At 57.9% G+C, this 25,170-nt stretch carries 29 protein-coding genes; 13 read left to right on the top strand and 16 right to left on the bottom strand.

Going from position 1 to position 25,170, the window contains the following annotated elements:
* Positions 1 to 21 precede the first annotated feature (21 nt).
* Both CA832_RS12680 and CA832_RS12675 read right to left on the bottom strand, forming a co-directional pair.
* A complete protein-coding gene (locus tag CA832_RS12680; RefSeq protein ID WP_088342011.1) occupies positions 22 to 477 on the bottom strand; it encodes a nuclear transport factor 2 family protein in 456 nt (151 codons plus the stop codon).
* A complete protein-coding gene (locus CA832_RS12675; protein WP_088342010.1) occupies positions 477 to 959 on the bottom strand; it encodes a DUF4870 domain-containing protein in 483 nt (160 codons plus the stop codon). The genes CA832_RS12680 and CA832_RS12675 overlap by 1 nt, the downstream gene beginning before the upstream one ends.
* A 141-nt stretch (positions 960 to 1,100) precedes the next feature.
* Between CA832_RS12675 and CA832_RS12670 the strand changes: the two genes are divergently transcribed.
* The 5 genes from CA832_RS12670 (at position 1,101) to CA832_RS12650 (ending at position 4,306) form a co-directional block, all read left to right on the top strand.
* On the top strand, positions 1,101 to 1,547 hold the full coding sequence (locus tag CA832_RS12670; protein ID WP_088342009.1) for a DUF4442 domain-containing protein: 447 nt from the start codon (positions 1,101 to 1,103) through the stop codon (positions 1,545 to 1,547).
* Positions 1,548 to 1,606: 59 nt separating this feature from the next.
* Entirely contained in the window at positions 1,607 to 1,984 is a 378-nt protein-coding gene (locus CA832_RS12665; RefSeq protein ID WP_088342008.1) for a hypothetical protein, read from the top strand.
* 21 nt (positions 1,985 to 2,005) lie between these two features.
* Entirely contained in the window at positions 2,006 to 2,806 is an 801-nt protein-coding gene (locus CA832_RS12660; RefSeq protein ID WP_088342007.1) for a TIGR00266 family protein, read from the top strand.
* A 140-nt stretch (positions 2,807 to 2,946) separates the two neighbouring features.
* Positions 2,947 to 3,600, top strand: coding sequence for a DUF2461 domain-containing protein (locus CA832_RS12655; protein WP_088342006.1), 654 nt, complete (start codon positions 2,947 to 2,949; stop codon positions 3,598 to 3,600).
* A 91-nt stretch (positions 3,601 to 3,691) separates the two neighbouring features.
* Positions 3,692 to 4,306 (top strand): NUDIX domain-containing protein, encoded by a 615-nt coding sequence (locus CA832_RS12650; protein WP_088342005.1) that lies wholly within the window; start codon positions 3,692 to 3,694, stop codon positions 4,304 to 4,306.
* On the opposite strand, the gene CA832_RS12645 is transcribed toward CA832_RS12650, so the two are convergent.
* Positions 4,300 to 5,556 (bottom strand): D-alanyl-D-alanine carboxypeptidase/D-alanyl-D-alanine-endopeptidase, encoded by a 1,257-nt coding sequence (locus CA832_RS12645; RefSeq protein ID WP_088342004.1) that lies wholly within the window; start codon positions 5,554 to 5,556, stop codon positions 4,300 to 4,302. The genes CA832_RS12650 and CA832_RS12645 overlap by 7 nt on opposite strands.
* Before the next feature lie 157 nt (positions 5,557 to 5,713).
* On the opposite strand from CA832_RS12645, the gene CA832_RS12640 reads away from it, so the two are divergent.
* Positions 5,714 to 5,911: a hypothetical protein gene (locus CA832_RS12640; RefSeq protein ID WP_088342283.1), complete on the top strand. Its 198-nt coding sequence runs from the start codon at positions 5,714 to 5,716 to the stop codon at positions 5,909 to 5,911.
* Between the two features lie 30 nt (positions 5,912 to 5,941).
* Here CA832_RS12640 and CA832_RS12635 read toward each other — a convergent pair whose 3' ends face one another.
* A complete protein-coding gene (locus tag CA832_RS12635) occupies positions 5,942 to 6,886 on the bottom strand; it encodes a LysR family transcriptional regulator (RefSeq protein WP_088342003.1) in 945 nt (314 codons plus the stop codon).
* Positions 6,887 to 6,993: 107 nt separating this feature from the next.
* Here CA832_RS12635 and CA832_RS12630 point away from each other — a divergent pair, with 107 nt between their 5' ends.
* Positions 6,994 to 7,473 (top strand): Dps family protein, encoded by a 480-nt coding sequence (locus CA832_RS12630; protein WP_088342002.1) that lies wholly within the window; start codon positions 6,994 to 6,996, stop codon positions 7,471 to 7,473.
* A gap of 70 nt (positions 7,474 to 7,543) precedes the next feature.
* On the opposite strand, the gene CA832_RS12625 is transcribed toward CA832_RS12630, so the two are convergent.
* The 6 genes from CA832_RS12625 to CA832_RS12600 form a co-directional block, all read right to left on the bottom strand.
* Positions 7,544 to 8,338: a cation transporter gene (locus tag CA832_RS12625; protein ID WP_088342001.1), complete on the bottom strand. Its 795-nt coding sequence runs from the start codon at positions 8,336 to 8,338 to the stop codon at positions 7,544 to 7,546.
* A gap of 154 nt (positions 8,339 to 8,492) precedes the next feature.
* Complete coding sequence (locus CA832_RS12620) at positions 8,493 to 8,909, bottom strand: DUF2141 domain-containing protein (protein ID WP_088342000.1); 417 nt, start codon at positions 8,907 to 8,909, stop codon at positions 8,493 to 8,495.
* A 103-nt stretch (positions 8,910 to 9,012) separates the two neighbouring features.
* Positions 9,013 to 9,510, bottom strand: coding sequence for a GNAT family N-acetyltransferase (locus CA832_RS12615; protein WP_088341999.1), 498 nt, complete (start codon positions 9,508 to 9,510; stop codon positions 9,013 to 9,015).
* Positions 9,511 to 9,512: 2 nt separating this feature from the next.
* On the bottom strand, positions 9,513 to 10,439 hold the full coding sequence (locus tag CA832_RS12610; RefSeq protein WP_088341998.1) for a sugar phosphate isomerase/epimerase family protein: 927 nt from the start codon (positions 10,437 to 10,439) through the stop codon (positions 9,513 to 9,515).
* Between the two features lies 1 nt (position 10,440).
* Positions 10,441 to 10,818, bottom strand: coding sequence for a hypothetical protein (locus CA832_RS12605; RefSeq protein ID WP_088341997.1), 378 nt, complete (start codon positions 10,816 to 10,818; stop codon positions 10,441 to 10,443).
* Positions 10,819 to 10,861: 43 nt separating this feature from the next.
* Positions 10,862 to 11,473 (bottom strand): FMN-binding negative transcriptional regulator, encoded by a 612-nt coding sequence (locus CA832_RS12600; protein ID WP_088341996.1) that lies wholly within the window; start codon positions 11,471 to 11,473, stop codon positions 10,862 to 10,864.
* Between the two features lie 166 nt (positions 11,474 to 11,639).
* Between CA832_RS12600 and CA832_RS12595 the strand changes: the two genes are divergently transcribed.
* The 6 genes from CA832_RS12595 to CA832_RS12570 all read left to right on the top strand — a co-directional run bounded on the left by CA832_RS12595 (position 11,640) and on the right by CA832_RS12570 (position 15,136).
* Positions 11,640 to 12,971, top strand: a complete 1,332-nt coding sequence (locus tag CA832_RS12595) for a 2TM domain-containing protein (RefSeq protein WP_088341995.1) — start codon at positions 11,640 to 11,642, stop codon at positions 12,969 to 12,971.
* A gap of 108 nt (positions 12,972 to 13,079) precedes the next feature.
* Positions 13,080 to 13,361, top strand: coding sequence for a 2TM domain-containing protein (locus CA832_RS12590; RefSeq protein WP_088341994.1), 282 nt, complete (start codon positions 13,080 to 13,082; stop codon positions 13,359 to 13,361).
* A 10-nt stretch (positions 13,362 to 13,371) separates the two neighbouring features.
* Positions 13,372 to 13,671, top strand: a complete 300-nt coding sequence (locus CA832_RS12585) for a 2TM domain-containing protein (protein WP_088341993.1) — start codon at positions 13,372 to 13,374, stop codon at positions 13,669 to 13,671.
* Positions 13,672 to 13,690: 19 nt separating this feature from the next.
* Positions 13,691 to 14,068, top strand: coding sequence for a 2TM domain-containing protein (locus CA832_RS12580; protein WP_088341992.1), 378 nt, complete (start codon positions 13,691 to 13,693; stop codon positions 14,066 to 14,068).
* Entirely contained in the window at positions 14,061 to 14,372 is a 312-nt protein-coding gene (locus tag CA832_RS12575; RefSeq protein WP_088341991.1) for a 2TM domain-containing protein, read from the top strand. The genes CA832_RS12580 and CA832_RS12575 overlap by 8 nt, the downstream gene beginning before the upstream one ends.
* 8 nt (positions 14,373 to 14,380) lie before the next feature.
* Positions 14,381 to 15,136, top strand: a complete 756-nt coding sequence (locus CA832_RS12570) for a LytR/AlgR family response regulator transcription factor (RefSeq protein WP_088342282.1) — start codon at positions 14,381 to 14,383, stop codon at positions 15,134 to 15,136.
* 52 nt (positions 15,137 to 15,188) lie between these two features.
* Here CA832_RS12570 and CA832_RS12565 read toward each other — a convergent pair whose 3' ends face one another.
* The 6 genes from CA832_RS12565 to CA832_RS12540 all read right to left on the bottom strand — a co-directional run bounded on the left by CA832_RS12565 (position 15,189) and on the right by CA832_RS12540 (position 24,735).
* Entirely contained in the window at positions 15,189 to 16,379 is a 1,191-nt protein-coding gene (locus CA832_RS12565; RefSeq protein WP_088341990.1) for an LETM1-related biofilm-associated protein, read from the bottom strand.
* Between the two features lie 524 nt (positions 16,380 to 16,903).
* On the bottom strand, positions 16,904 to 17,491 hold the full coding sequence (locus CA832_RS12560) for a superoxide dismutase family protein (protein ID WP_088341989.1): 588 nt from the start codon (positions 17,489 to 17,491) through the stop codon (positions 16,904 to 16,906).
* A gap of 50 nt (positions 17,492 to 17,541) precedes the next feature.
* Positions 17,542 to 18,771, bottom strand: coding sequence for a bifunctional alpha/beta hydrolase/OsmC family protein (locus tag CA832_RS12555; RefSeq protein WP_088341988.1), 1,230 nt, complete (start codon positions 18,769 to 18,771; stop codon positions 17,542 to 17,544).
* Positions 18,768 to 19,484, bottom strand: a complete 717-nt coding sequence (locus tag CA832_RS12550; RefSeq protein ID WP_088341987.1) for a DUF2490 domain-containing protein — start codon at positions 19,482 to 19,484, stop codon at positions 18,768 to 18,770. Before CA832_RS12550 ends, CA832_RS12555 begins: the two co-directional genes overlap by 4 nt.
* 57 nt (positions 19,485 to 19,541) lie before the next feature.
* A complete protein-coding gene (locus tag CA832_RS12545; protein WP_088341986.1) occupies positions 19,542 to 21,503 on the bottom strand; it encodes a S9 family peptidase in 1,962 nt (653 codons plus the stop codon).
* 31 nt (positions 21,504 to 21,534) lie between these two features.
* Positions 21,535 to 24,735 carry a VPS10 domain-containing protein gene (locus CA832_RS12540; protein WP_088341985.1) on the bottom strand — a complete coding sequence of 1,067 codons (3,201 nt, stop codon included), beginning with the start codon at positions 24,733 to 24,735 and terminating at the stop codon, positions 21,535 to 21,537.
* Positions 24,736 to 25,170 lie beyond the last annotated feature (435 nt).

Here is a 25,170-nt window from a genome sequence, read left to right as displayed (position 1 = left end):
TGGTGGATTGATGAATAAACGTTAATGCAAACTGATGATGCGGTACATGGTCCAGGCCCCCGCATCTTCTTTCCAAACCGTAACAAACCGGCTGGGTTTGGATTCGGCCTCCGGTTCTTGGTTGTTGTAGAACCGGTGCAGCCCCAGGGCCACAGCCCCGAAGCCTTTGATTTCGTGTACTTCCAGGCTCCCGGCCTCCAGGGTCCGGGTCACCTTGCCGCAGATATTGGCCTCGATGCTCGAGAGGATCTCCGGTTTGGAGCGGCTAAGGCCTCCCATATCGTGGTAGAACTCCAGGTCTTCGTCCAGCAGGCGGGCCTGGGTGTCCATATCGCACTGGTTGTAGGCCCCGAAATAGGCCGCATCCAGGTCGCTGATGGTTTTATACAGGGCAGAGTCTTCCGGCACCTGGGCCAGGGACTCGGCAATAGCGCCAATAAGGATGGCGAGCAGCAGCAGGTAGTGGCGCGGTTTCATCAGCGTATGAATTTTATGGTGATGGGGTACTTGAAGTACTCCCCTTCGTTGGTGCGCATGGCTGCCAGGATGGTGTACACCACGTTTACGATAAACAGCCCGAAGCCCAACAGTCCGGCAATCCCGATAGGCCACCAGAAAAACGGGAAGTCGAAAAAGCCGTCTCCCATGCTCAGGTGGAAGCCGTCCATGTGCTGCCATTCGTTCCAGTGGAAATCCCCCCCGCGGAAGAGCCTGGGCAGGGAACCGATAAAGAAGGGGACGCTTACCATCCCGATCAGGAAATTGTACAAGGTCATACTGATCTGGAAATTAAGCGCCTGTTTCCCGTGGTAATCCACAAATTCCGATTGGTTGCGGTTAGACAGCCACAGGATAAGGGGCAGCAGGAACTGTCCGAAGGGAATAAAGAAGCGGGTCAGGGTAGACCCGTGGATGATGGCAGACAGGTTGCGTTCGTGTTTTGTGATTGATTCTGTCATGGCATAGTTGTTTCTTATGCAAATATATATACGAAAAAAGGTATTATGCAAAACATAGTACCTGTATTTAACACAAAATTAACAATTCTACATCCCTTTCTATTTCCTACCTTTAAGCGCTGAACCCCCTAAATAGCGGTCATGGTTGGTAAATTCAACACCTTTATGTTTTTTAAACTCCCGTCTGCCTGGTGGTGTGGGGTGCGCCTCAGGCACCTGGACGGGGAGACGGCGGAGACCCATGTTACCCACCGGTGGGTGAACCAGAACCCGTTTAAATCGATGTTCTGGGCGGTGCAGGGGATGGCGGCCGAATTTGCCACCGGGGCCCTGGTGATGTACCACATCCGCCAAAGCGGAAAAAAGGTATCCATGTTGGTACTGAACAACAAGGCGAACTTCTCCAAAAAGGCAACAGGCCGGATCCGTTTCCGCTGCACGGACGGAGCCGCCCTGAAAAAGGCCCTGGACCGGGCTATTGAAACCGGAGAAGGGCAGACGGTCTGGATGCAGGCCGTGGGCACCAACCGGGACGGGGTGGTGGTGAGCCGCTTCGATTTTGAATGGACCCTGAAGGCTAAGGCCTGACCCTGCACATTTTCCCGGGTGTAACATTTTCCTTATTTTAAATACAAATCGATTAAAACATGCCCTACAGCCTCACCTATTCTGTGCAAAAGCACTACCTGGAAGCCGATATCCATGTGGTCATTGCCCCGGGGCTGGAACTGCGGGAGGCCCTGCAGCGCTGGAAGGAAGTGGCCCGGTTAAGCCGGAAGAACCAGCGGGATAAGGTCCTGGTCAATATAACCTTCGAAGGGTTTTACGACCTGGAAACCAAGTTCCGCCTGGCCAAAAACGCCTCCACCATTGGGTGGAGCCACGACCTGAAACTCGCAGTGGTCATTACCGATCCGGACCATTTCGAGAGGCAGCTTTTTACGGAAACGGCTATGACCGGCATGGGGTACGACATGAAATTGTTTATGAAACCCAGGGCAGCCAGAAAATGGCTGCTGGAATAACCCTAGTTTGAATCGACACCTATGAACGCACACGAAATCGATTATGAAATCCACGGGGAAGAAATGCAGTTTGTCTCTGTGGTCCTGGACCCTAACGAAGCTGTGGTGGCCGAAGCCGGCAGCTTTATGATGATGGATCCGGATATTAAAATGGAAACCATCTTCGGCGATGGCTCCGGGCAGGACACAGGGGTACTGGGCAAGATTTTTTCTGCCGGCAAACGGATTCTCACCGGGGAGAGCCTCTTTATGACGGCTTTTTACAACATAGGCGCAACCCGCCGCAGCGTAAGCTTTGCCTCCCCCTACCCGGGAAAAATTGTCCCGATTGACCTTTCTGAAAAAGGCGGGAAATTTATTTGCCAGAAGGATGCCTTCCTCTGCGCGGCCAAAGGGGTGTCCGTAGGGATTGAATTCTCGCGCCGCCTGGGCCGCGGCCTGTTTGGGGGCGAAGGCTTCATCATGCAGAAACTCGAAGGGGACGGCATGGCCTTTGTCCATGCCGGAGGGACCATGGCCCGGAGGGAACTCTCGGCCGGGGAGGTGCTCCGGGTAGACACCGGCTGTATTGTCGGCTTTTCTCAGACGGTGGATTACGACATTGAGTTTGTAGGCGGTATCCGCAATACTATCTTCGGGGGCGAAGGCCTTTTCTTTGCCACCCTGCGCGGCCCGGGTACGGTCTATATCCAATCCCTGCCCTTCAGCCGCCTGGCCGGACGGGTCCTGGCAGCCGCGCCCAAAGGGGGCGGGAAGGATAAAGGTGAGGGCAGCCTCCTGGGCGGCCTGGGCGATCTGCTCGACGGGGATAACCGGTTTTAGGGGGGGAGCCGGAACAGACATCACGAGACTTTATTGAACGTATTCTGATAGGCGTTTGCAGCAGCAGCGCCTATCTTGTTTGTGGGGGTGGGGGGGGACCCCCCCAAGGAAAGGATGATGGGAATCCCTATCTTTAACCCATGGATTTCAACGCCCTTTTCACCTTCCTGGAAGAACTTTCGGCCAACAACCACAAAGCCTGGATGGACCAGCACCGCAAGCGCTATACGGCCCTGCGCAACCAATTCATATCCTGGCTCGATTCCCTGGACGCAGAACTCGCTGCAACAGACCCAGACTACTATCACACCCCGGGGCGAAGGGGGATTAACCGGATCAACAACAACCTGCTCTACCACCCGGACCGGCCGGTCTATAAGGATCATTTCGGGGCAGGCCTGGATAAGGCCCCGGGGATGGCGGACTTTTACATTGAAGTAGGCCTGGGCCAGTCCATGCTGGCCGGGGGGCTTTGGCGCCCCGGGAAGGAGAAGTTGCACAAGGTGCGGGAAGCCATCGACTACGATGGGGAGGTCCTGCAGGACATCCTGGAGAAACCCTCCTTCCGGAAGGCTTTTGGCGGACTTTACCCGGATGAGCGCCTGGTGCGGATGCCCAAGGGCTATGCGGCGGAACACCCCCACGCGGAGCTGTTGCGCAACAAGACCTTTGCCGTGGCCCGGCCCCTTACCCGGAAAGTGATCCTTTCCCCCGGTTTCGAGGCCCTGGTGTTGGAAACCTACCGGGAAATGCTCCCGTTCCGGCGGTATCTGAACAAGGCCCTCACCTTCTAGCAGGTGCCCGCCATGGGATTTGCTTCCTGCCCGGCATCCCGATGGCACAATGCTCGAAATAGCGTATTTTCCCCAGTAAAACCCGCAAGTCATGCCTGTACGAGAACACCCTTCCGGGAAACTGAAGCACGTGGTCAGGGAGGTCCTTTCCAAGGCCTGGTACACCCTCTATCGGTATACCTATGAGTACCTCAGGGACGATGGCCGCTGGGACAGACAGCAACGGGAGGTCTACGACCGGGGCAACGGGGCTGCGGTCTTGCTGTACGACCCGGACCGGCATACCGTGTTGCTTACCCGGCAATTCCGCATGCCCACCTTTGTGAATGGCAACCCGGACGGGATGCTGCTGGAGGTTTGTGCGGGGGTGTTGGACGGCGCGGACCCCGAGGCGTGTATTATCCGGGAAATTTTCGAGGAAACGGGGTACCGGGTCCCCCGCGTAGAGAAGGTCCTGGAGGCCTATAGTTCCCCGGGGGCCGTTACCGAACGCATGCACCTGTACCTGGGCGCCTACAATCCCGGCATGAAACAGGGCGATGGCGGGGGGCTCCCTCAGGAATCCGAGGATATCGAGGTGCTGGAGTATACCTATGAAACGGTCCTGAAGATGTTGCGAAATGGGGAAATCCTCGATGCCAAGACCCTGATGCTCCTGCAATATGCCGCCCTGTACGGACCGCTACGGGATCCCGCGGCTCAATAGTGTTCCCACACCCAGTCCAGCAAGTGCTGCATCCGCTCCTTGACCCCGGTGGTTGGGGAGAGGTAGTGGTTGTTCATAAAGGAAAAGAGTACCAGCTTTCCGTGGCGCGTACGCAGATACCCGCTTAGGTTGTGGTTGTTGCTCAGGCTTCCCGTTTTCCCAAACACATAGGGTTCCGGTTTCTCCCGGTACCAGTTTCTCAAGGTCCCCGTTCCCCCGCCCTTTGCCATAAGGGTAAACAGGCGCTCCTCCGGTATTTCCCGGTAGAGTTTGCCGAGCAGAGCCACTAGACTGGCCGGGGAAATCAGGTTGTAACGGCTAAGCCCGGAGCCATCCACCCATTTGGGTGTTTGTGGCAGGTCGGCAAGCCAGTGTTCCAGGGCATGATCCCTGGCCCTGGAGAACCCCAGGGTGTCCCCCAGGGTGGCCGATACCAGCAGCATCACCTGTTCGGCCAGGAAATTATCGCTGCGCTCCATCATGCGTCGGTACAGGGTATCGGTGGGCACCCCATAAAGGAGCTCCAGGCTGTCCGGAGCAGGGGTGGGGTTGGGGAGCACTTCCCTGCCCAGTGCCTGTGCCCACAACGCCCGTTCGCGTGTCGGGTCGGTAAGCAGCGGGACCTGCACAGTGTCCCCGGGGCGCAGGTTGAGGTAAAACCGGTTGGCGGCCACCTCCCGGGCAAAACGTCCCCGGTCGGGAAAGATGCTGTCGCGAAAGCTGGGCGGGACAATCTGGTTTCCGCCTGCCGTCCCTATGGCCTGCATCGTATTCCCATAGATGGGAAACGCGCTCCGGGACGGGGTATAGTACTGGTCAAAATCGTCCCAGGACCACCCCGGCCCGTGGGCGGGGTCTTCCAGGTGGTCATTGGCCATCAGGATGGTGGCAAACCCCTGCATGAATTGCATTGCCGTGCTGTCCGGCCACTCCGGGTGGAGGGCAAAAGGCGCCCCGGTGCCCCAGACGCGAAGGGTATCCCCGCTGGCCTGGTATGCCAGGACAGGTACCCGCTCGGGCAGGGCCTTGAGGCCCGCATACAGGGTGAGGAGTTTTACATTGCTGGCCGGGGTGAAGGGGCGCAGGGCATTCTGCGCAAAAAGTGTATCGCCGGTTTGCGCATCTACCAGAAGCAGGCCTGTGAATTGCGATTGCAGCTGCGGGGCTTTCATTTGCCCCTGCATATACCGGTTTACCCGCCTGGCCGGGGAACAAGCCGAAGCCAGGGCCAGGGCCAGGCCGAAAGCCAAGAGGACGGGACGTGTAAAAGCCTTGGGAAATACCACGATCAGGAGGTGCGCTGCTTTAACATGAAATTATTTAATTTTTAACGAATAGCCCATACTAAAATCAATGATTTTTGGGTTATTTTGTAGAAACAACAACACACCAAATAACATTCTGACTATGGCTAGAGCGATGCTGGAGTACACCAAAACCGTACTCCAAAAAGTAAGTTTCGATGCCCGCCTGTTTGGAAGGGAACTCAAAAAAGCCATCGAGCGCCTGATGCCAAACGAAATTGAAGAACTCAGGCAATGGCTCCTTCAGTTTACCACAGACAAGCCTGAATTGCAACCCGCATTGATCTATTTACCGGCATAAATCACTACCCCGCCACCTGGCGGGGTTTTTTTATGCCATCTGCCGTTTGGGACTCACAATCTGCACGTCCTGAAAGGCAATGGCCCCGCGTACCACTGCGGCAATGACCTCTTTCAGGGCCTCGGTAATCTGGTACTTCAATTCCTTTTTGTGGTAGATCAGGCTTACCTCCCGGGCCGGGGGCGGGTCCTGGAAATACCGCAGCATCCGTTGCCTTTTTTCATCCAGCCCCATGGTATGCAGGTAGGGGAGCAGGGTCATCCCCAGGCCTTCGTCCACCAGGTTGACCAGGGTTTCAAAACTCCCGCTCTCCAGTTGGAAGGGCATATCTTCCGTACGCGGGATGGCCTGGCAGAGGTTGATGACCCCGTCGCGGAAGCAATGCCCGTCTTCCAGTAGCAGGACATCTTCCAGATCCAGCTCCTCCCGTCCGATTTTTCCGCTCTTTTCCAGGCGGTGCCCATGGGGCACATAGGCCACAAAAGGTTCATAGTACAGGGGGCGTTCCACCAGGCTCTCGATCCCCAGGGGGGTTGCGGCAATCCCTGCATCCAGGTGGCCTTCCCGCAGGTCTTCTATCATCCGTTCGGTACTCACCTCCTTGATCACCAGGCGGACCTTGGGGTACTTCTGGGTGAACGTCTTCAGGAACATGGGCAGCAGGGTAGGCATCACCGTGGGGATCACTCCCAGGGTATAGGTACCCCCCACAAAGCCTTTCTCCTGGTCTACGATATCGCGGATGCGTGCGGCTTCCTGCACAATATTGCGGGCCTGGTCCACGATTTTCCGCCCGGCTTCCGTAATGGCGATGGGTTTTTTTCCCCGGTCGAAGATCTGCAGCCCCAGCTCGTCTTCCAGTTTCTGTACCTGCATACTCAGGGTGGGCTGGGTTACAAAGCTTTTTTCGGCTGCCAGGGTAAAGTTCCGGTGTTCGGCAACGGCCAGCACGTATTGGAGTTGGGTAATGGTCATAGGCTATGGATTGGCACGATAAAGGTATCAAAAATACCTATAGAAAACCCTGGTTATCATCGACAAAATAGATTAAATTTATATGAATCCAAAAAAGAGTAAAGACCATGAAAATCAATAGCATAGGATTATCCACAGAACAATCCAAAACCCTGGCCGGGGACCTGAATACCTTGCTGGCCAACTTCCAGACCTATTACCAGAACCTCCGGGGGATTCACTGGAATATCAAGGGCCGGAGCTTTTTCGACCTCCACGCCAAATTTGAGGAGCTCTATACCGATGCCAACCTGAAGGTAGACATGGTAGCCGAGCGTATCCTCACCCTGGGCGGCACCCCCCTGCACACCTTCGACGACTACACCGCAGCTTCCAAAGTACCGGTGGGCCGGAACGTGAGCAAGGATGAAGCGGCCATCCGCCTCATTGTAGATTCCCTGCGGGAACTGCTCCTGATCGAGCGCCATATCCTGGACGCTTCGGACGAGGCCGGGGACGAAGGGACCAACGCTATGATGAGCGATTTTATCACCGAACAGGAGAAAACCGTCTGGATGATGAAAGCCTGGCTGGCCGAACAGGTCTGATGTAGACAGGAAACCCTTGCTTCCCAATATGCATAAGCGCTGTTTCCTAACAGCGCTTTTTTTGCCTCCACTATTTCGAGAGCTTCAGAATCCGCATGGCACCCTGGACTACCAGGACAAAAACGATGGTCCCTATAATCAGGTCTGGCTTGTTGGATTGAAGCACATGCACCAGAAACCCGGCCAGGATTACCCCCAGGTTGATAATGACATCGTTGGAAGTGAATATCATACTGGCTTTCATATGGGCTTCTTCCCGGCCCCTGGATTTCTGGAGCAAATAAAGGCATATGGCATTGGCGATTAATGCCAGGGCGGAAACCCCCATCATGGTGGAAAAATTGGGCAACGCCTCCTGGCTCAGAAACCGCCTTAATACTTCGGCAAATCCCATTATTGCGAGTGCCATTTGAAAAACCCCTGCTATTTTTGCGATTTGCTTTTTTTTGTTCAGGGTCCCGCCCACTGCCAGGAGGCTCATACCGTATACCAGGGAATCGGCTAACATGTCAAGGCTGTCTGCCACCAATCCCATGGATCTGGAAACCCAGCCGGTTACCAATTCGATCAGGAAAAAGGAAAAATTGATAATCAGTACCGCCCATAACAACCTGCGCTGCTGGGATTCCTCCCCGGCCCGGGTAGCACCAGCAGGTGCTGTGGATATATGACGCCCACCCAGGTTGAGGTCCCGGATAGAGGCTTCTATCGGTTGGTGTGGCCCCTGGTGATACACCACCAGTTTGCGGTTTTCGATATCGAATTCCAATCCCTCTACCCCGGGAAACCCCTCCAGTTTCATGCGAATCAGGTGTTCCTCTGAGGGGCAGTCCATTTTCGGGATTTCGAAAATACTTTGTTGCATGAGGACAGGTGTTGCCAGGGTAACATACAAAGATAGGGGCTCCCGCCTAAACCTTTGCCTGCTGGCAGTGTTTTAAAGTAAGTCGGCATGAAGTACAACGGGGACCATAAAAAAACCACCCGAGGCGGGTGGTCTTTTAAAGCAATGGTGTGGTTTAGAACCTCAGGCTGATGCTGACGTTTTCCCCGCCCACCTCGAAGGAGGACCCGGCAAAGGTGGGAGGGCCCATCTCCATCAGGTTCCCGCTCATGGCATAGGGCTCTTTGGGCATCCCGCTGGGTTCAAAGTCCATGCGGCCGTTGGCGTTCAGATCGTGCAGGACACTCACGGCATAGGTCCCGGGAGGCACGTTTTCAAATACCAGGACCACCTGGCCTGCCTGGGCAGCGCCTTTGTAATTGTCCAGGCCCGGCCCCCGCATAAAGGTATCCTCTCTGTGGATGGCTGCCAGGATCTCTCCCTGGTCGTTCAGGACATTTTCCAGGGTTACCGTTACGGTAACGCCATCGGCTTGCGCAAATGCCCCAAAGGAGCAGAAAAGGGTAAAAACGGAAAGCAAAACAGTTTTCATAAGGGTTGGGTTTTTTGATGATTACACCTCAAAACTCCGATTTATAGTCGCTTTAGCCAATCCGCACTTACCCAATTGTCGAATGCCGGGGCTGAATTGTAGCCTACCGGTCCGCAAACCGGATTTCCATCTGGATGTTGCAGCGGGAATAGGGGGAGTGCCGGCCTTCGAATTCGGTAAATCCCAGCTTCCGGTACAGCCGGATGGCGGGCTCCAGGACGGTGTTGCTCTCCAGGTAGACCCGCCGGGCGCCCATCGATCTGGCCCCGTCCAGCACGGCGCGCCCCAGGGCATAGCCAATGCCCAGCCCCTGGTACCCGGGGTCTACGCCCATTTTGGTGAGCTCGTAGGTGTCCGGCGCCTCGTGGTCCGGCATCAGTGCGCATACCCCTACCGGGGTGTCTTCCATCAAAGCCACCCAGATGGCCCCGCCGGGGTCCAGGATATGGGTTTGCGGTTCCTCCAGAATGAAGTGGTCTATGGGTTCCATCCGGAAGTAGCGGTCTATCCAGGCCTTGTTCAGGTCGTGGAAGGCTTTGGCGTAGCGTGGGGAGTAGGGGACAATGTGCAGTCCCTGCCGCTGTGGGGTTCGGTTTTCCATCCTTAGTCCAGCTCTGGCCAGAGGCGCAAAATAAGGTCTTTTGTGGCCCGGATGCCTTCGGGTTCCCCCAGCCGGGACCCTTCGTATTCAATGCCGATATGCCCGGTAAAACCGGAATCCTTCACCTGCTGTAACAGGTTGCGGTACGGCAGCAGGGTTTCATTGCCGGAGGCATCGAAATCGTAGGATTTGGCGCTTACCCCTCCGGCAAAGGGCAGGAAATCGGCCAGGCCTTTCTCCGGGCCGTAATTCTCACTGCAGTTCCCACCCATGGTACTGCCCCATTCGGCATTGAGGCACCAGTTCCCGAAATCCGGGAGGGTCCCGAGCCCTGGGTGGCCCACCTCGCGGATAATCCCGGTAATAAACGCCCCGTCGGAGGTGTGGAACCCATGGTTTTCAATCAGGACATTCACGCCCAGTGCTGCAGCTTTTTCAGTGAGTTGGCCCAGGCCGTCGGTCAGGGCGCCGCGCAGGGCCTCCCGGGGCCCGGGGCCAAAGGCGTTCACCCGGATGGAATGACATCCCAGCTGTGCTGCAGCGTCCGCCCAGCGCAGGTGTGCCTCCACGGCATTATGGCGAGCGGTCTTAGCGGGGTCCCCCAAAAGCCCGGCGTCGTCTATCATAATGAGCAGGTTGGTGACTCCTAGGGCGTCGGTCCGGGCTTTGAGCTCCCGCCAGAAGGTGGTGCTGCCCAGGTGGTCGGTATAAAACTGGTTGACGTATTCCACGGCGCGGATCTCGAAGGTCTCCACCGCCACGCGCGGAAAATCCACGGCCTTCAGCGACCCTTCGAAAAGGGCGCGGTGCAGGGACCATTGGGCCAGGGATAAGGACGGTTCTTCCATGGGGCTCGTCCAGGCAGGCAAGGGGAGGGCGGCGGCGGCCAGGCCCAGGCCTGCACGTTTTACAAAGCGTCGGCGCTGCATTTTAAGGGGTCTGGGTGGGGGTATCCTTTTTCCCCAGGATTTCCACAATCCAGTAAATCAGCTGCCCGATGCCGTTGGCAAAGATGAACAGCAGGATCCAAACCAGCAGCAGGTTATTGTGCTGCATGTTGGGGTTTTTCACCGCATGGACAATGTAAAAGACCAGGCTGCCCAGGCTCACGGCAATCATCAGGAACACCATGGCCAGCAAGAATCCAATCCCCCCGAAGACCGCCATGGGCGGACCGTCTGAGTTTTCGATCTGGTCGATGTTCCCGAAAATGGAGAACAGGAAGACGGCGTATCCGCCAATGAGCAGTACAATGGCGATAAACGGGGCAAGGGCGAAGAAGCCCTGCCAGAATTTACTTTCCAACATGGCAGGTTATTTTTCTTAAAGGTATCGAATTTGCCCGAAATCCTCAAGGGGTGTCCCCGGGGTCCATGGCATCTGCGATGGCGGCGGAACCCCCGCCCCTTTTGCGCAGCTCGGAAACGATCCGCCCGTGGTCCGCTTCCCGGCCCTGGGAGAGCTTAAAGGCGGCCTCCAGGCGAGTCACCGTTATGGTAAAGCCCACAATGCCGCGCACCTGCCGGAGGGTCTTTTCCGAAAGATCGTGCAGGGACAGGGGCGTTTCGGAATCGGCTTCGTACTTATCCACCATCTGGTGGAGGGAGGCCCAGAGTTCGGTTTCGGTCTGCTGGCGATACGTGCCGGTCAGGTGGACGGCCATGTAGTTCCAGGTAGGCACCTCCTCGTCCTGGTACCAGGAGGAAGAGACATAGCTGTGGGGCCCGCTGAAGATGCACAACACCTCCTGCCCGTCTGCGATGGTTTTCCACTGGGGGTTGGCCCGGGCAAAATGGCCGTGCAGGACCCATTGGCCCGGTTCGGCCTCTGCGAGTTCCAGGGGGAGGTGGGTGGCCATTGGGGTGGGTTCCCCGGGGCTTACCAGGATCCCGAAGGCGTGGCGCTCCACAAAGGAGCGGATGGCCCCGGGGTCTTCGTTTCGGTATTTGGGCGGGATGTACATAGGCCGTAAAGGTAGGGAAATGGCCCTTACGGTTCAGGGGCGGATTCCTACGGTTCGGTAAGTTGGAATGGCTTAAACCCCGCCCGCGCCCCATCTTTGCAGAAACCCCTGCCGGGCCGCGGAGATTTGGTATCTTCGTCTTAAGGCAGGCCAATACCGAATACGCATGAAACGCATCTTTAAGGAACTGGGACGGGCAACCATTGTGGGCATTGCCATTTACGTGGTCTTTCTGCTGATCTATTTCTGGAACGGCCGCCCCATCCGCCTCAACCTGGACCTGGCCTCCGATTTCCTGGAGCACATGGTCTTCAGCTGGATCATCTACATGTCCAACTACGTGATCTTCCGCGCGGCCATGCAGCGTTTCGGGCCCCGCGTTTTTTACTGGAAGAACCTGGCCCTGAGCCTGGTGGCCCACGCGTTTATGACGGTCGGGGCCGTATTCCTGGCCCATATGGTGGTGGCCCTGGCTATCTGGCGCATCACCTTCGCCGAGTTCCTGTCCATTCAGGGGGCGGGGTATTATTCGGTGAGCGTGCTCATCGCCCTGGTGGTATCCGGCATCTTCTATGCCTTTTATTACTACAAACAGCGGCAGGAGAACCGGGTGAAGGAGCAAAAGATCATTGCCCGCACGGCCTCGGCCCAGTTCGACGCCCTGAAAAACCAGCTGGACCCCCATTTCCTGTTCAACAGCCTCAATGTGCTGACCAGCCTTATCGAGGAAGACCCGGAGGCCGCCCAGCGGTTTACCACCTCCCTCTCCAAGGTGTACCGTTATGTGCTGGAGCAAAAGAACAAGGAACTGGTCCCGGTAGACGAGGAGTTTGCCTTTGCCCGCACCTATGTGCGCCTGCTGAAGATGCGCTTCGAGGACAGCATTGTCTTCGACATCCCGGAGGCGTCGGTAAACCCGGAGGCCAAGATTGTACCCCTCTCCCTGCAGCTCTTGCTGGAGAATGCTGTAAAACACAATGTGGTGACCTCCTCCCGCCCCCTGCACATCACCGTGCGGGAAGAGGACGGGTATGTGGTGGTCACCAATAACCTGCAGGAAAAGCAGGTGGTAAAGAAATCCAGCGGGGTGGGCCTGGAAAACATCCGCCAGCGCTATGGCCTGCTCACCGAGCGCCAGGTACAGATTGGCAAGGGCGGGGGGCAGTTCCGCGTGGCCCTGCCCGTACTGACCCACCAGGTGGGCACCGTACAGGCCAGCGCCGAATACATCCGCGACAAGCGCTACCAGAAAGCCAAGGAGAAGCTCGAGTCCATCAAGCAATTCTATGGCAACCTGGCTTCCTACCTGATAGTCATCCCCTTCCTGATCTGGCTCAATACCCGGACCACGGATTTCCCCTGGTCCGTCTTCCCCGCCCTGGGGTGGGGCTTTGGCCTGCTGATGCACGGCCTGGAGGCCTATGGGTATAACCCGCTTTGGGGCAAGCGCTGGGAGGAGCGCAAGATCCGGGAGCTGATGGAGCGGGACGATTTCTGAGGCCTGCGCCCCGGTTCGGGGACGGAATTCGACAATTCGGTCGGAACTCTTTTTGCCTTCGGGCTGCAAGTGGCACCTTTGTCCTGTAACCATCAAAAATCGAACATCATGGAAAACAACATCCAATCCGACCGCTACCTCCGGGCACGCCGCAAAGTGGAGTGCATCAAGGGGTTTTACACCAACCTGCTGGCCTACATCATCGTGATCCCGTTCCTGGCCTGGCTCAACTGGCGCACCACCTCCTTTCCCTGGGCCGTTTTCCCCGCCATCGGCTGGGGCTTCGGCCTGGCCATGCACGGGCTGCAGGCCTACGGCTATGACCTGATTCTGGGCAAGGACTGGGAGGCCCGCAAAATCCGCGAATTCATGTCTAAAGACGACCTATAAACCAGAAACCATGGAAGATTTCAACAAGGAAAACAAATACATCCGCGCCAAGGAGCGCGTGGAGGAACTCAAGAAATTCTACGGGAACCTGACCTCCTATATTTTCGTGATCACCCTTCTGGCGGTGGTGAACTACATCACCTTCTGGGGGTACAAATGGTTCCTCTGGGCCGCTTTCGGCTGGGGGATCGGGCTCTTCTTCCATGCAGTGAAGGTGTTCCGCTGGAACCCCTTCTTTACCCGCAGCTGGGAGGAGCGCAAGCTCCGGGAATTCATGGAAGAGGACGAGAAAACCGGCCGGTGGGAATAACCCATAACAACACGCAGCCATGAAAACCAAAAACCAGACCTACCCAAGCGAGGTTCCCGGGGCGGATACCCGGACCTTTTACAAACGCCAGCGCGCCGAGAAGCGCGTGGAGCAGATCAAAGGGTTCCGCATCCACCTGGGGGTGTACCTGATCCTCAATGCGCTCATCCTGCTGGGAATTGCCCTGGCAAGCGCCCACCAGGGCGAACCCCTATTCAGGGCGCCTTCCCTATGGACCCCCGGGCTCTGGGGCCTGGGCCTGGCCTTCCATGCCTTCCGGGTCTTCGGGCTGCAGAAGGTCCTGGGCAGCAAGTGGGAAGAGAAACAATTGAAGAAAATCCTGGAGGAGGAGGTCCAACAGGCCGATGCCTTTATCAAAAACGAACGCTATGAATAATTCGGACAAACTCCAGCGCGCCAAAAAGCGCGTGGAACAGATCAAGGGCTTCTACGTCCACCTTGCGGTATACCTGGTCATCAACCTGATGATTGTGGGCTCCCTTCTGGTACAGACCGGGTGGCAGCCCCAGAAGGTCTCCCTGTGGGCCTTTTTCTCCACCCCCCTCTTCTGGGGCATCGGGTTGGCGTTCCACGCCATCCATGTCTTCGGGATAAATGGTATCTTCGGCAGGCAATGGGAAGAACGCCAGTTGCGGAAGTTTATGGAGGAAGACCAGCGGGAAGCCGATAAGTACAAATAATCATGTCCATGCAGGTACTCATAATTGAAGACGAAAAGCCGGCAGCCCGCCGCCTGGCCCGGATGCTGGAGCAGGAAGGGGTAGAGGTGGCCCACACCCTCCATTCGGTGGAGGAATCCATCCGCTGGTTTTCCGAAAACCAGGCCCCGGAACTCATCTTCCTGGATATCCAGCTCTCTGACGGGCTCTCCTTTGAGATTTTCGATGCCGTAAAGGTGAAGTCCCCCATCGTTTTTACCACGGCTTACGACGAATACGCCCTGCAGGCCTTTAAATTGAACAGCGTGGACTACCTGCTCAAACCCATCGACCCGGACGAGCTTCGGGCTGCGCTGAACCAGTACCGGGAACAGAAGCCCGGGCGGGCACCCCTGTCGGTCGATTTCGAGGACATCCGCAAGCTGTTGGTCAACCCGGTGGAGCGGGAATTCAAAAAACGGTTTACTGCCCGGGTGGGGCAACACATCAAGATCCTGCATGCGGATGAGATCGAGTGTTTCTACAGCGAAAACAAGGGGACCTATGCCGCCACGACCGAAGGCCGTTCCTACCTGCTGGACACCACCCTGGAACAATTGGAGGAGGAGCTCTCCCCGGAAATGTTCTTCCGGGTCAGCCGGAAATTCTACGTGCACATCGACCACATTTCAGACATCGTAGCCTATACAAATTCCCGCCTGAAAATCAAGCTCACCCGCTTTAAGGAGCAGGAAATCATCGTGGCCCGGGAAAGGGTCAAGGATTTTAAGCTTTGGTTGGAGTAAATGGCTACAAAACCCTGGCAAACAGGGATTAAAACTTCACCATAGATTTTTCTTATACCTCGTTTTCCGCCCCGGAATCCACCCGGTTTTCATCGAAGGAGGACGGGAGGAGCTTCGGGATAAGCGAGATAAAAATAGGCAGTAGCACGGCCCCTCCGGGCAGCATAAAAATGGCCAGGGACGGGATGCTTTTGAAGACGTCCAGCAGTTGCTCCTGTATGCGTTTACGCTCCTCCGGGGTAAGTTCCCTGACGGTAGATTTGGAGAGCAAAGCTACCAGCTCCCGGCTTTGGGAAAGTTCGGTTTGCAGTCGCTTGCTGTTGCGGCGGATGAGTTTGCCCACCACCTTAGACATGTTGTCGTAGTAGTTCTCCTTGTTGAAGACCGAAAGCTGGTCTGCATAGTGGGAAAAGAAGTCCGTCACCGCAAAAAGGGCGTCGCGGATGGCGGCGGTTTCCAACCCGAGTTCGTGGCCCAGGCTCAGGACAAATTCCGATTCCAGATACTCCAGGCTGGCATCCTCCCAAACCGTGAGGCAGGCCACATCCATAAAGTAGGGGGCGGCGCAGGTGCCCCGGTAGGCGTGGAGCATCTGGCGGTAACTCATGTCCAGCCCGTTTACAGGCTGTTCCATATAGGTCAGGGAGGCGCTGAAAAGGTCTTTCAGGCGCTGGTCCGAAGGCTTCTTGCGTTTGGCGCTGAGGGCCTGGTAGGCGATGTTCACCGCCACGAATTCCAGGTTGCGGGCGTGTTCCCTGGGGTGGTCTACCCCGTCCAAGTACCTTTTATAGGTGAGCACGTCTATCTGCAGCAGGGAATTGGTGATCATGCTGTTGAAGGTCTTCGAGAGCACGTTCGCCTCCAGGTATATCCGGGAATCCAGGAGTTTCTCGAGCTGGGAGGAGGTCTTCTTCCCGCTCAGGATCTTTTGCAGGAAGGAAACCCGCCCCACATCTATCCCCTTGTAGAAACTGAAAACCGATTCCAGGAAGTCTGCAAAGCTCCCTTCGGGCCGCGCCAGGCGGTGGGTGCTGTAGAGGCCGTAGAACAGGTTGAGCTTGGCGCACTCGTCCTGGGTGAGCTCGTGGGTGGGGCTAATAAAGGCGGGGATGCCCACATTCATGCCGTAGGCAAAGCCAAGTTTGCGCAGGTCGTCGTACAGCGCCGTGAAGTCCGCATAGGGCGTGGCCTGGGCGGCCAGGTGCCCGAATTTCTTAATCCATCCCGAGGCTGAAGGGTTCAAGGTAGCGGTCTGTTTTCAGGGGGCAAATTACTTTTTATTTCCGATGGTGGGAAACCGCCTTTTAGGTTTTCGGGAATCGTCATGTTTCTTTAACAACTCCTTAACACAGTAATTCGCACGGATATCCGGCCTTAAAAAGCCACTCAAGACCTGTCAGTATGGGGGTTAGGCCCATGCCGTTAATCGAAAACTGTGAATTGTTATCAGGCCGTTTAACGGAATTTTTGTAATTTGGTCGGTCCAAAGCCCAATCACCGCGTGGCGGATTCCCAGTCCGGCCCCGCACCTAAAGAACCTACTAAAACTATATGTTATGGAAATCTTCCTCTTTGCCGTTTGGCTCCTGCTGATGACCACGTTGAGTATCCGGGTGTATTTCGCCCATCAATCGCTTCGCAAGTTCCGCAAGAACATGGAAGCCCAGGTATAACGCCTCCATTCAAGGGCGTTTCGTGTGTGAAATTTGAATGAAGGAAAAGGCCGGGTCTCCCCGGCCTTTTCTCATTTTTGGTGGTGTAACTCCGCTACTCGATAATCCCGGTACAGCTGATGCGCGCACCGGCGGCACCGCTGGGCTGGGAGGTAAAGTCGTCTGTCCCCTGGTGTACGATAACGGCCTTGCCCATCAGGTCCTTGGCCGGGTCCCCGCACCCGAGGCACCACTGTTCGGTTTCAAAGTGCACCATCCCGTTGCCGTCGGCATCGGCAGTAAAGTTGCCGATGTCCCCTTTGTGGTACCCTGCTTCATCGCCCCATTTCCCATGCGGCTCGCTGGTCGGGTTCCAGTGCCCGCCGGTAGAGGTCCCGTCGTCGGCAGAGCAGTCTGCGGTCTGGTGGATGTGGATGGCGTGCTCCCCGGGAGTCAGGCCGGAGAAGGTGGCGTGCATGGTAACCATCCCGTCTTTTTCGGTAAAGGTGACCTCGCCTTGTACCCCGCTGTCGCTTTTGGGTTCCATGGTGAAGCTGATGGTCTTTTCCATGACCTCCTCCTTCATTTCTTCCATGGTCTCCTCCACTTCCTCGGCGGCCTGTTCGGCTTCTTTCTTGGCCTCCTTGCAGCCGATGCCGGCCAAAAGGGAGAGCGCCAGAAGAGTTGTGCTTATTTTTTTCATTTCTCTGTTTTTAGGGTTTGGTTTAAAAGTACGCAATTTAGGCAGGCCATTCAACCCCCCCGTCCTTCTTCCATCAGGGAGGTCAGCACCTGGGTGGTGCTGTGCAGGGTCCGGTGTACCGGGCATTTTTCGGCAATTTCCACAAGGCGCTGGCGCTGGGCCTGATCCAGGTTCCCGGAAAGGCGCAACACCCTGCGGAAGGTATCTATCTTGGCGCTGTCCTGTTCAAAACCCCGTGAATCCAGTGCGTGGTCCTTGCTGTAGGAGGTGTGCACCTCCGCGTTCTGCAGGTCCCACCCCTTGCGGCGGGCGTACATTTGCAGGGTCATCACCGTGCAGGCCGACAACCCTGCCGAAACCAGCTCATAGGGAGAGGGCCCGAAATTATTCCCCCCGAAATCCACTGGCTCATCGGCGGTAACCCGGTGGCTGCCCACCCGCATTTCCGTGGTAAAGCCCGCGTCCGCATCCAGGCTGGCCACCACCTGGTGGGCGCTTTCCAGCACAGGCGCTTCCGGGGCAGGGAGGTAGCGGGAGGCCCACCCGGCAATGACCTTCCCGGCGTAGGCGGCGTCCTGCGGGCGGCCCAGCAGGTGGTCTGCCCCGTCCAGGCTCACAAAACTCTTGGGGTGTTTGGCCGCTTTGTAAAGCGCCTCGGCATTGCGGATCTCCACGATGGTATCCTGGGGGCTGTGCATCAGCAGCAGGGCTTTGTTCAGTTCCTTCAGGCGCCCTTCCAGGGGGTGCTCCTCCAGGTCCTCCAGAAACTGCCGGCGGATGCGGAAAGGCCTCCCGCCTATGCGCACCTCGGCGCTTCCTTCCTCCTCAATGGTGTCTATTTTATGGCTCAACAGGTGGGTCACATGGGCCGGGTTGGCCGGGGCCCCCAGGGTGGCCACGGCTTTGACGGCCGGGAGGTGGAAGGCGGCCGCCAGTACGGCTGCCCCGCCCAGGGAATGCCCCACCAGCAGGGCAGGGGCCAGGTACTCCTCCTCAAGGAAGGCCGAAGCGGCCAGCAGGTCCTCTACATTCCCGCTGAAATTGGTGGCGGCAAAATCGCCCTCGCTGCTGCCCAGGCCCGTAAAGTCGAACCGCAGGACCCCGAAGCCCTCCCGGCTTAGGGCCCGGGAAATCTCCCGCACGGCCTTCAGGTCCTTGGAGCAGGTAAAACAGTGGGCAAAAATGGCGTATTGGTGGGGCAGGCGGTCCGGGGGGAGTTCCAGGCGGCCGGAGAGGTTCTGGCCGTTGGCGGAGGTAAAGGAGACCGTTTCGGATTTCATGGCTGGGAAGGTTTTTTTCGTAGGTCAGGATTGAAGAAGACCCCGAGTTGGAGGCGGTGGTAATCGGCCCCGGTAAAGCTGTTCAGCAGGTAACCGGCCTGCAGGCTCAGCGCCGGGCTCAGCCGGGCTCCGAGGGCCAAGTAGAGCCGGTTCTGCCCGAAAAGGGGCTCCTGCAGGTTGATAAAGACCTCGTCGTAGGCATTCAGGAAATACGTGTCCCCCAGGGGGTAGGTGACCTGCAGGCGGTAGCGCGCCCGGTGCTGGGTGTCGGTGGGCCCGTCGAAGTCCAGGAAGCGCTGCTCCAGGCGGTAGCGGTGTTCAAACCGGAACCGGCCCACCTGGTTGTAGAGCAGGAATTGCTGGAAGATCCGGTGTTCGGCAATGCGGTCCGGCAGGGCCGGCCCGTCCTCAAAAGTGGGGTCTGTCCAGATATAGGCGTATCCCAGGGTGGCGATGGCCCGGTCCGAAATGTGGTAGTTGGCCCCGGTGCGCAGCAGCAGCTGGTTAAAGTTGCTGGCCAGGTCGTAGAAGCGGAACTGGGCCTCGCTGTGGATGCTCCACCGCTCCGAAACGCGGTTGGTGCCGAAGTACATGTACCAGGCCCCCAGTTCGTCCTCCCCGTTGTCCTGGGCCTGCAGGGGGTTCAAAATCAGACAAAACAGCAACAGGCCGAGGATGCGGCCTGTCGCTGCGAGAAATTTTATTCTAAACATGCATGCAAGTTACAGAATGTATGCGTAGGTTGTCGGTGGGGGGCGCCCCCTGACGGCCTACTGCCCCTCCGCAGCCTCGCCTTCCTCCATCTCGGGCTGCTCCATGGCATCGTCCCGGATGGGCGCTGCCTGCTCCTCCTTCAGGTAGGAATCCAGGAAGTTCAGCACCTGGCTGTAGGCCTCAATCTGGTTTTCCTTCTTGACAAACCCGTGGCCCTCGTCCTCAAAGAGCACGTATTCCACTGGCACGCCGTTGGCGCGCACCCCGGCTACGATCTCGTCGGATTCCACCTGCAGCACGCGGGGGTCCTGGGAGCCCTGCAGTACGATAAGCGGCTTGGTCACCTTATCCGTATGGAACAGGGGCGAAATGGCCTTGAGGCGCACAGAGTCGGCGCTGTAGGGGTCTCCCAGCTCCTGGTAGAGGGCATCTTTGAAGGAGGCCCACCAGGGCGGGATGGAACGCAGGGTACGCACCCAGTTGGTCACCCCGAAGAGGTTTACCCCCACGTCGAATTCCTCCGGGGCATAGGTCAGGGCGGCCATCACCATATAGCCCCCGTAGGAGCCCCCCAGGATGCCGATTTTCTCCCCATCGATTTCCTCTTGGGTTGCCAGCCAGTCCTTCCCGGCCACGCAGTCCTTGAGGTCCTTATCCCCGTGGTTGCGGTCGTCCATCTGGTAGAAGGTCTTCCCGTAGCCGGAGCTGCCGCGGTTGTTCACTGCCAGCACGGCATACCCGTGGTTGACCAGGTATTGCAGAAAGCTGTTGAAATTCTGGCGGGACTGCCCCCCGGGGCCCCCGTGTACCCATACCAGGGCCGGGGCGGGGTTTTCCGCACTGGCCTGGTGGGGCCGGTAATAGATGGCCGGGATCTCCACCCCGTCGAAGGACGGGAAGCGCACCACGCTGGCCTTCACCAGGTGGGCGGGGTTGATCTCCGGGTTCAGTACATCGGAAAGCTGGGTCATCTCCTTGCTCTCCAGGTCGTAGACATAGAGGTTAGACGGGGTGTGGGAGCCCCCGGCGAAAAAGCGCATGGCCGTTTCGTCCTGGGAAAACCCGACACTGGTAATTTCCATCCCTTCCATGGCCGGCAGCTCCAGGGCCTCCCCCGTGGCCACCTCCACCACCTCGATGGTGTTCTTGGCGTCCTCGTTGATGTAGGTCACCTGGTACTTGCCATTGTCCGTAAACGAGCTGCCCATAATGTCCCATTCCCGCTCCAGGACCTTCTCCCTTGTGCCGTTGTTCAAATCGAAGCGCATCAGGTAGGCAAACTCCGCCCCGTCGTCTGTGGTGTAGTACAGGCCGGTGTTGTCCAGGCTGAAGTCCTCGGCGCTGTTGGCGCTCTGGTTCTCGTTTACCTGGATGAGGTCTGCGGTTTCCATATTCAGCAGGAACAGGTCCGAATCGTTGGTGTTGATGGCCTTGGACAGGGCCAGCCACTTCTGGTCGTGGGAGATGGCCTGCAGGTCGTACCCGTCGTCGTTCTGGTAGACCAGGGTCGGGATCAGGGTCTCGGCATCCATCAGGTACAAGTCCTCGAAGCGGTTGTCCCGCTTGTTGGAGGTAAAGAAGAACCCGGATTTGTCCTGGGTCCAGCGGGCAAACCAGGCCCGCGCCCCGGCATCCGGGGTAAGGTCCCGGGAGGTCCCGTCTTCTTCCATCAGGTAGATGTGCCAGATCTCATCCCCGTTGTTGTCCATGCGGAAGAGCTTGCGCTCGTCCTTCGGGAAATAGGAGATGGCAAAGGCCGAGGAGCTGTCCGACTCCGTGACCGGCATCCAGGTGCCGTCTGCGGTGCTTACCGCGTAGACGTTGTAGATGCCGGAGCGGTTGCTGTGTACCAGCAGTTTGGAGTTGTCCGGCGAAAAGCTGCCGCCCCCCACGCTCTCGTTGTCCATCATCTGGGCAATGGTGTAGGACTCCAGGGTCTCGGCCACCGAGGGCTCTTTGGGCTCCTGTTTACAGGAGGCCAGCAGGGCCAGGGCCGCAATTAGTGCAAAATGTTTCATATCTCAGGTTTAAGGTTGTCGTATAGGACGTTTATTCCATGGAAAAGGTTTCCGTTTCCTTAAACGGAGACAGGTCCAGGGTCTCCATCTGGGTGCGGAAGGCCTTCCAGTCTTCCGCGAAAAAGGCGTTGGTCGCCTCCAGGGCTTTTTTCAGCTCGGCCTCGGCGTACTGCATCAGGCGGCGCTCGGTGGCCGTCAGCCCTCCCGGGCGGCTGGCGGCGTAGCCATAGGCATTGCGCAGGCGGGTGGTCACGGTCATCTCCGGGTTGCGGGTAATCCCCTGCCGCTTGTCTTCCTTGCCGATGTACAGGGCCATCACCGAATCGATCTGCTTCACGATGTCTTTGGCGGCCTTCTGCTCGTCCTTAAAGCCGTCCTTGTCCTTTTCCTTCAGGGTTTTCTGCAGTTCCTCGGCCACCTGCTTGCTCTGGGCCAGCTGCTTCACGGCATCGGCCGCGGTTTGCTGCCAGGCCTCCAGTTGCCTGGAAGCGGTGTAGGCATCGGCGATGGCTTTGGCAGACACCTCCAGGCGGGGGTCGGTTTCCACCGTTACCGTGGTGGAATCCTTGGCCTCCCCGAAGTGGGCTACCACCTTGTAGGTGCCGGGTTTTACATCCGGCCCTCCGGGTTCCCGGTTGCGCTGGCGCAGGGAACGGGAGGGGTTGTCGGCCCCGGCCTCGTCCAGGCCCCAGTAAATGCGGTGCAGCCCGGCCGAATCCGGCGTCTTGTATTTCAGGGTGCGGATCAGCCGCTCCCCGTCGTAGAACTTGAAAATCACGGAGTCCTTGGTGGCGGTTTTGCCCTCGGATTCCCCGGCATCTTCCTCTTTATCTTCCTTTTTGGCCTTGGCCATCCCGGCAGCGCCTTCCTTCAGGAAGTAGGTAATCATAGCCCCGCCCTGGCGGTTTTCCGCATTGTAGAGGGCATCCCCGCCGAATCGGCTGCCGGTGGGCTGCTGGTAGGCGGCGTGGTAGGCCGTGGGGGAGGGGAACATGGCAATGTCCTTGCCCAGTACGGCCGGGTTGGCCGCAATGGCCCTCAGGGGCCGGATGTCGTCCAGCACCCAGGCCGAGCGCCCGAAGGTGCCAATGACCAAATCCTGCTCCCTCGGGTGGATTACCAGATCCTTGGTGGATACCGTCGGGTACCCGTGCTGCCACTTGGTCCAGCTATCCCCGGCGTCCATACTCATATAGAGCCCGTCGTCCGTACCCAGGAACATCAGCTTGGGGTTCTCCGGGTCCTCCAGGATGGAGAGCACGTAGGAGGCCACGTCATTCCCGTCCACGATGCGCGTCCAGGTCTTGCCGTAGTCGCGGGTGCGGTAGGCGTACGGGGTATAGTTAAAGCGGCGGTAGTCGTTGGCCACCAGCAGGGCTTCCCCCGGGTTGTTGGCCGACGCGCGGATCTGAGGCACCCAGCTGCCCTTGGGCAGGCCTTTGATGTTGGCGGTGACCTCCGTCCAGGACTGGCCCCCGTTGCGGGTGATGTGCACGCGGCCGTCGTCCGTCCCCACCCAGAGCATGTCCCGCTCCACGGGGGAGGGTTCAATGACCAGGATGGTACAGTGGTTCTCGGCCCCGGTGGCGTCCATAGTGAGCCCCCCGCTCTCGCTTTGCTTTTGTTTTTCCGGGTCGTTGGTGGTCAGGTCCGGGGAGATCACCTCCCAGGTCAGGCCCTTGTCCGTGCTCTTGTGCACAAACTGCGAGCCGAAGTATACCGTGCTGTTGTCGAAGGGGTCCTGCCCGATGCCGGCATTCCAGTTAAAGCGCAGCTCGGTGGTGTCGTCCGGCGGGGTGGGGCGCACGGTGTAGTCGTTGCCCGTCATCCAGTCGTAGCGGCGCACAAAGCCCTGCTGGCTCATGGCGTAGCCGTAGCGGGAATCGTCCCGGTCCGGCACCACGTCAAACCCATCCCCGAAGGCGATTTCCTGCCAGTAGCTGTTGCGGATGCCCTGGGCGCGCCATACATAGGCCGGCCCGCGCCAGGAGCCGTTGTCCTGCATCCCCCCGTATACGTTGTAGGGGTATTCGTGGTCTACGGCAATGTGGTAGAACTGGGCCACGGGCAGGTTGCCCACAAAGCGCCAGGTCTTGCCCCCGTCCCGGGTGAGGTTGAGCCCCCCGTCGTTCCCGTCCATCATAAACTGCCCGTTAGTGGGGTGGATCCACCAGGCGTGGTGGTCCGGGTGCACCCCGTTGTCTACCCCGTAGGCGGGCATGAGCTCGGTGAAGTTCTTGCCGCCGTCCTCGGAGACGTTTACATAGGTAAAGACGGAGTAAACGCGGTTCTCGTTCTCCGGGTCCACGAAGATATCGCTGTAGTAGAACGGCCGGTTGCCGATGTCGTTCTTATCGTTGATTTTGTTCCAGGTAAAGCCCCCGTCCGTGGATTTGTACAGGGCGTTTTTCTTGGCTTCCACCAGGGCGTAGACGATGTTGGGTTTCCCGGCGGCAATGGCCAGGCCAATACGCCCCAGGTTCCCCTTGGGCAGGCCGTCCTTCTCGGTGAGCTGCTTCCAGGTCTCCCCCCCGTCGTGGGTCATGTACAGCCCGCTGCCAGGGCCCCCGGACTCGAAGAACCAGGGCCAGCGCTTGTGCTCCCACATGCCCACAATGAGTTTATTGGGGTTGGTCGGGTCCATGACCATGTCGCCCACCCCGGTTTTGTTGTTTACAAAGAGGATCTTGTTCCAGGTCCTGCCCCCGTCGGTGGTCTTGAATACCCCCCGCTCCGGGTGCTCCCCCCAGGGGGAACCAATGGCCCCTACATACACGGTGTTGGGGTCTGTGGGGTCTATGATGATCCGGTGGATGTGGCGGGTGTTCTCCAGGCCCATGTTCTTCCAGGACTTGCCCCCGTCCAGGCTGCGGTACACCCCGTAGCCCCCGTTCAGGGAGTTCCTGGGGTTGCCTTCCCCGGTCCCCACCCAGATCACGGAAGGGTTGGATTGCTGGATGGCCACAGCCCCGATGCTGGCTGTTACCTCTTTATCGAAAATGGGCTCCCATTTAATCCCACCGGAGGTGGACTTCCAGAGCCCCCCGGAGGCGGTCCCCACGTACATGACATCCGGGTTTTCGGTAACCACATCAATGGCCGTAACCCGCCCGCTCATCCCGCCCGGGCCGATGTTGCGGGGTTTCACGTCCCCCGCCCATTTCATGTTAAAATCCTGTGCAACGCCAGCTACCGCAGAAAGCAGCAGCCCAAGGAGTAAAAGTTTTCTCATTTTGGTTTCGTTAGTTAGTCGGCTAAAGGTATGAAAAGGGGGAGGGGGGAAGTCTTAAAGAGTTGTTAAGAGGGGGTCGGTGGGGGCGGTGCTCCACCTCCCCTGATTTGCCACTTTTGGCAGGCGCTCTATATTCCTCTTTCTTTTGCTGGTCCAAAAGAAAGAGGCAAAGAAAAGGACCTTTCTTCGAAGAATTGAAGGCGATTTTTGCTTTCGCAAAACCGCGGCTGCCGCTGGTCGCTCCGTGCTTTTCATTTGTTTGACAAATCGCACCTCCGCTGGCGGCACCGCAATAGCTACAATTCTTCGTTTGCCGGCCGGGCCGGCATTTGCAGGCCCTGAAGGCTTCCCTGTTTTTCGGACAGTTTAAAAATCAACTATTTTTAGATCATGAAGAAGAGCAGATTCACAGAAACGCAGATTGTTTCCATGCTT

The sequence above is a fragment of the Robiginitalea sediminis genome, assembly GCF_002198115.1.
GTDB classification, from domain to species: domain Bacteria; phylum Bacteroidota; class Bacteroidia; order Flavobacteriales; family Flavobacteriaceae; genus Robiginitalea; species Robiginitalea sediminis.
This window is presented reverse-complemented; position numbering and strand designations above follow the sequence as displayed.

Excerpts from the sequence above, each read along its gene's own strand:
- CA832_RS12680 (WP_088342011.1), bottom strand. The coding sequence starts at position 477 with ATGAAACCGCGCCACTACCTGCTGCTGCTCGCCATCCTTATTGGCGCT.
- CA832_RS12675 (WP_088342010.1), bottom strand. The coding sequence starts at position 959 with ATGACAGAATCAATCACAAAACACGAACGCAACCTGTCTGCCATCATC.
- CA832_RS12670 (WP_088342009.1), top strand. The coding sequence starts at position 1,101 with ATGGTTGGTAAATTCAACACCTTTATGTTTTTTAAACTCCCGTCTGCC.
- CA832_RS12665 (WP_088342008.1), top strand. The coding sequence starts at position 1,607 with ATGCCCTACAGCCTCACCTATTCTGTGCAAAAGCACTACCTGGAAGCC.
- CA832_RS12660 (WP_088342007.1), top strand. The coding sequence starts at position 2,006 with ATGAACGCACACGAAATCGATTATGAAATCCACGGGGAAGAAATGCAG.
- CA832_RS12655 (WP_088342006.1), top strand. The coding sequence starts at position 2,947 with ATGGATTTCAACGCCCTTTTCACCTTCCTGGAAGAACTTTCGGCCAAC.
- CA832_RS12650 (WP_088342005.1), top strand. The coding sequence starts at position 3,692 with ATGCCTGTACGAGAACACCCTTCCGGGAAACTGAAGCACGTGGTCAGG.
- CA832_RS12640 (WP_088342283.1), top strand. The coding sequence starts at position 5,714 with ATGGCTAGAGCGATGCTGGAGTACACCAAAACCGTACTCCAAAAAGTA.
- CA832_RS12635 (WP_088342003.1), bottom strand. The coding sequence starts at position 6,886 with ATGACCATTACCCAACTCCAATACGTGCTGGCCGTTGCCGAACACCGG.
- CA832_RS12630 (WP_088342002.1), top strand. The coding sequence starts at position 6,994 with ATGAAAATCAATAGCATAGGATTATCCACAGAACAATCCAAAACCCTG.
- CA832_RS12625 (WP_088342001.1), bottom strand. The coding sequence starts at position 8,338 with ATGCAACAAAGTATTTTCGAAATCCCGAAAATGGACTGCCCCTCAGAG.
- CA832_RS12620 (WP_088342000.1), bottom strand. The coding sequence starts at position 8,909 with ATGAAAACTGTTTTGCTTTCCGTTTTTACCCTTTTCTGCTCCTTTGGG.
- CA832_RS12615 (WP_088341999.1), bottom strand. The coding sequence starts at position 9,510 with ATGGAAAACCGAACCCCACAGCGGCAGGGACTGCACATTGTCCCCTAC.
- CA832_RS12610 (WP_088341998.1), bottom strand. The coding sequence starts at position 10,439 with ATGCAGCGCCGACGCTTTGTAAAACGTGCAGGCCTGGGCCTGGCCGCC.
- CA832_RS12605 (WP_088341997.1), bottom strand. The coding sequence starts at position 10,818 with ATGTTGGAAAGTAAATTCTGGCAGGGCTTCTTCGCCCTTGCCCCGTTT.
- CA832_RS12600 (WP_088341996.1), bottom strand. The coding sequence starts at position 11,473 with ATGTACATCCCGCCCAAATACCGAAACGAAGACCCCGGGGCCATCCGC.
- CA832_RS12595 (WP_088341995.1), top strand. The coding sequence starts at position 11,640 with ATGAAACGCATCTTTAAGGAACTGGGACGGGCAACCATTGTGGGCATT.
- CA832_RS12590 (WP_088341994.1), top strand. The coding sequence starts at position 13,080 with ATGGAAAACAACATCCAATCCGACCGCTACCTCCGGGCACGCCGCAAA.
- CA832_RS12585 (WP_088341993.1), top strand. The coding sequence starts at position 13,372 with ATGGAAGATTTCAACAAGGAAAACAAATACATCCGCGCCAAGGAGCGC.
- CA832_RS12580 (WP_088341992.1), top strand. The coding sequence starts at position 13,691 with ATGAAAACCAAAAACCAGACCTACCCAAGCGAGGTTCCCGGGGCGGAT.
- CA832_RS12575 (WP_088341991.1), top strand. The coding sequence starts at position 14,061 with ATGAATAATTCGGACAAACTCCAGCGCGCCAAAAAGCGCGTGGAACAG.
- CA832_RS12570 (WP_088342282.1), top strand. The coding sequence starts at position 14,381 with ATGCAGGTACTCATAATTGAAGACGAAAAGCCGGCAGCCCGCCGCCTG.
- CA832_RS12560 (WP_088341989.1), bottom strand. The coding sequence starts at position 17,491 with ATGAAAAAAATAAGCACAACTCTTCTGGCGCTCTCCCTTTTGGCCGGC.
- CA832_RS12555 (WP_088341988.1), bottom strand. The coding sequence starts at position 18,771 with ATGAAATCCGAAACGGTCTCCTTTACCTCCGCCAACGGCCAGAACCTC.
- CA832_RS12550 (WP_088341987.1), bottom strand. The coding sequence starts at position 19,484 with ATGTTTAGAATAAAATTTCTCGCAGCGACAGGCCGCATCCTCGGCCTG.
- CA832_RS12545 (WP_088341986.1), bottom strand. The coding sequence starts at position 21,503 with ATGAAACATTTTGCACTAATTGCGGCCCTGGCCCTGCTGGCCTCCTGT.
- CA832_RS12540 (WP_088341985.1), bottom strand. The coding sequence starts at position 24,735 with ATGAGAAAACTTTTACTCCTTGGGCTGCTGCTTTCTGCGGTAGCTGGC.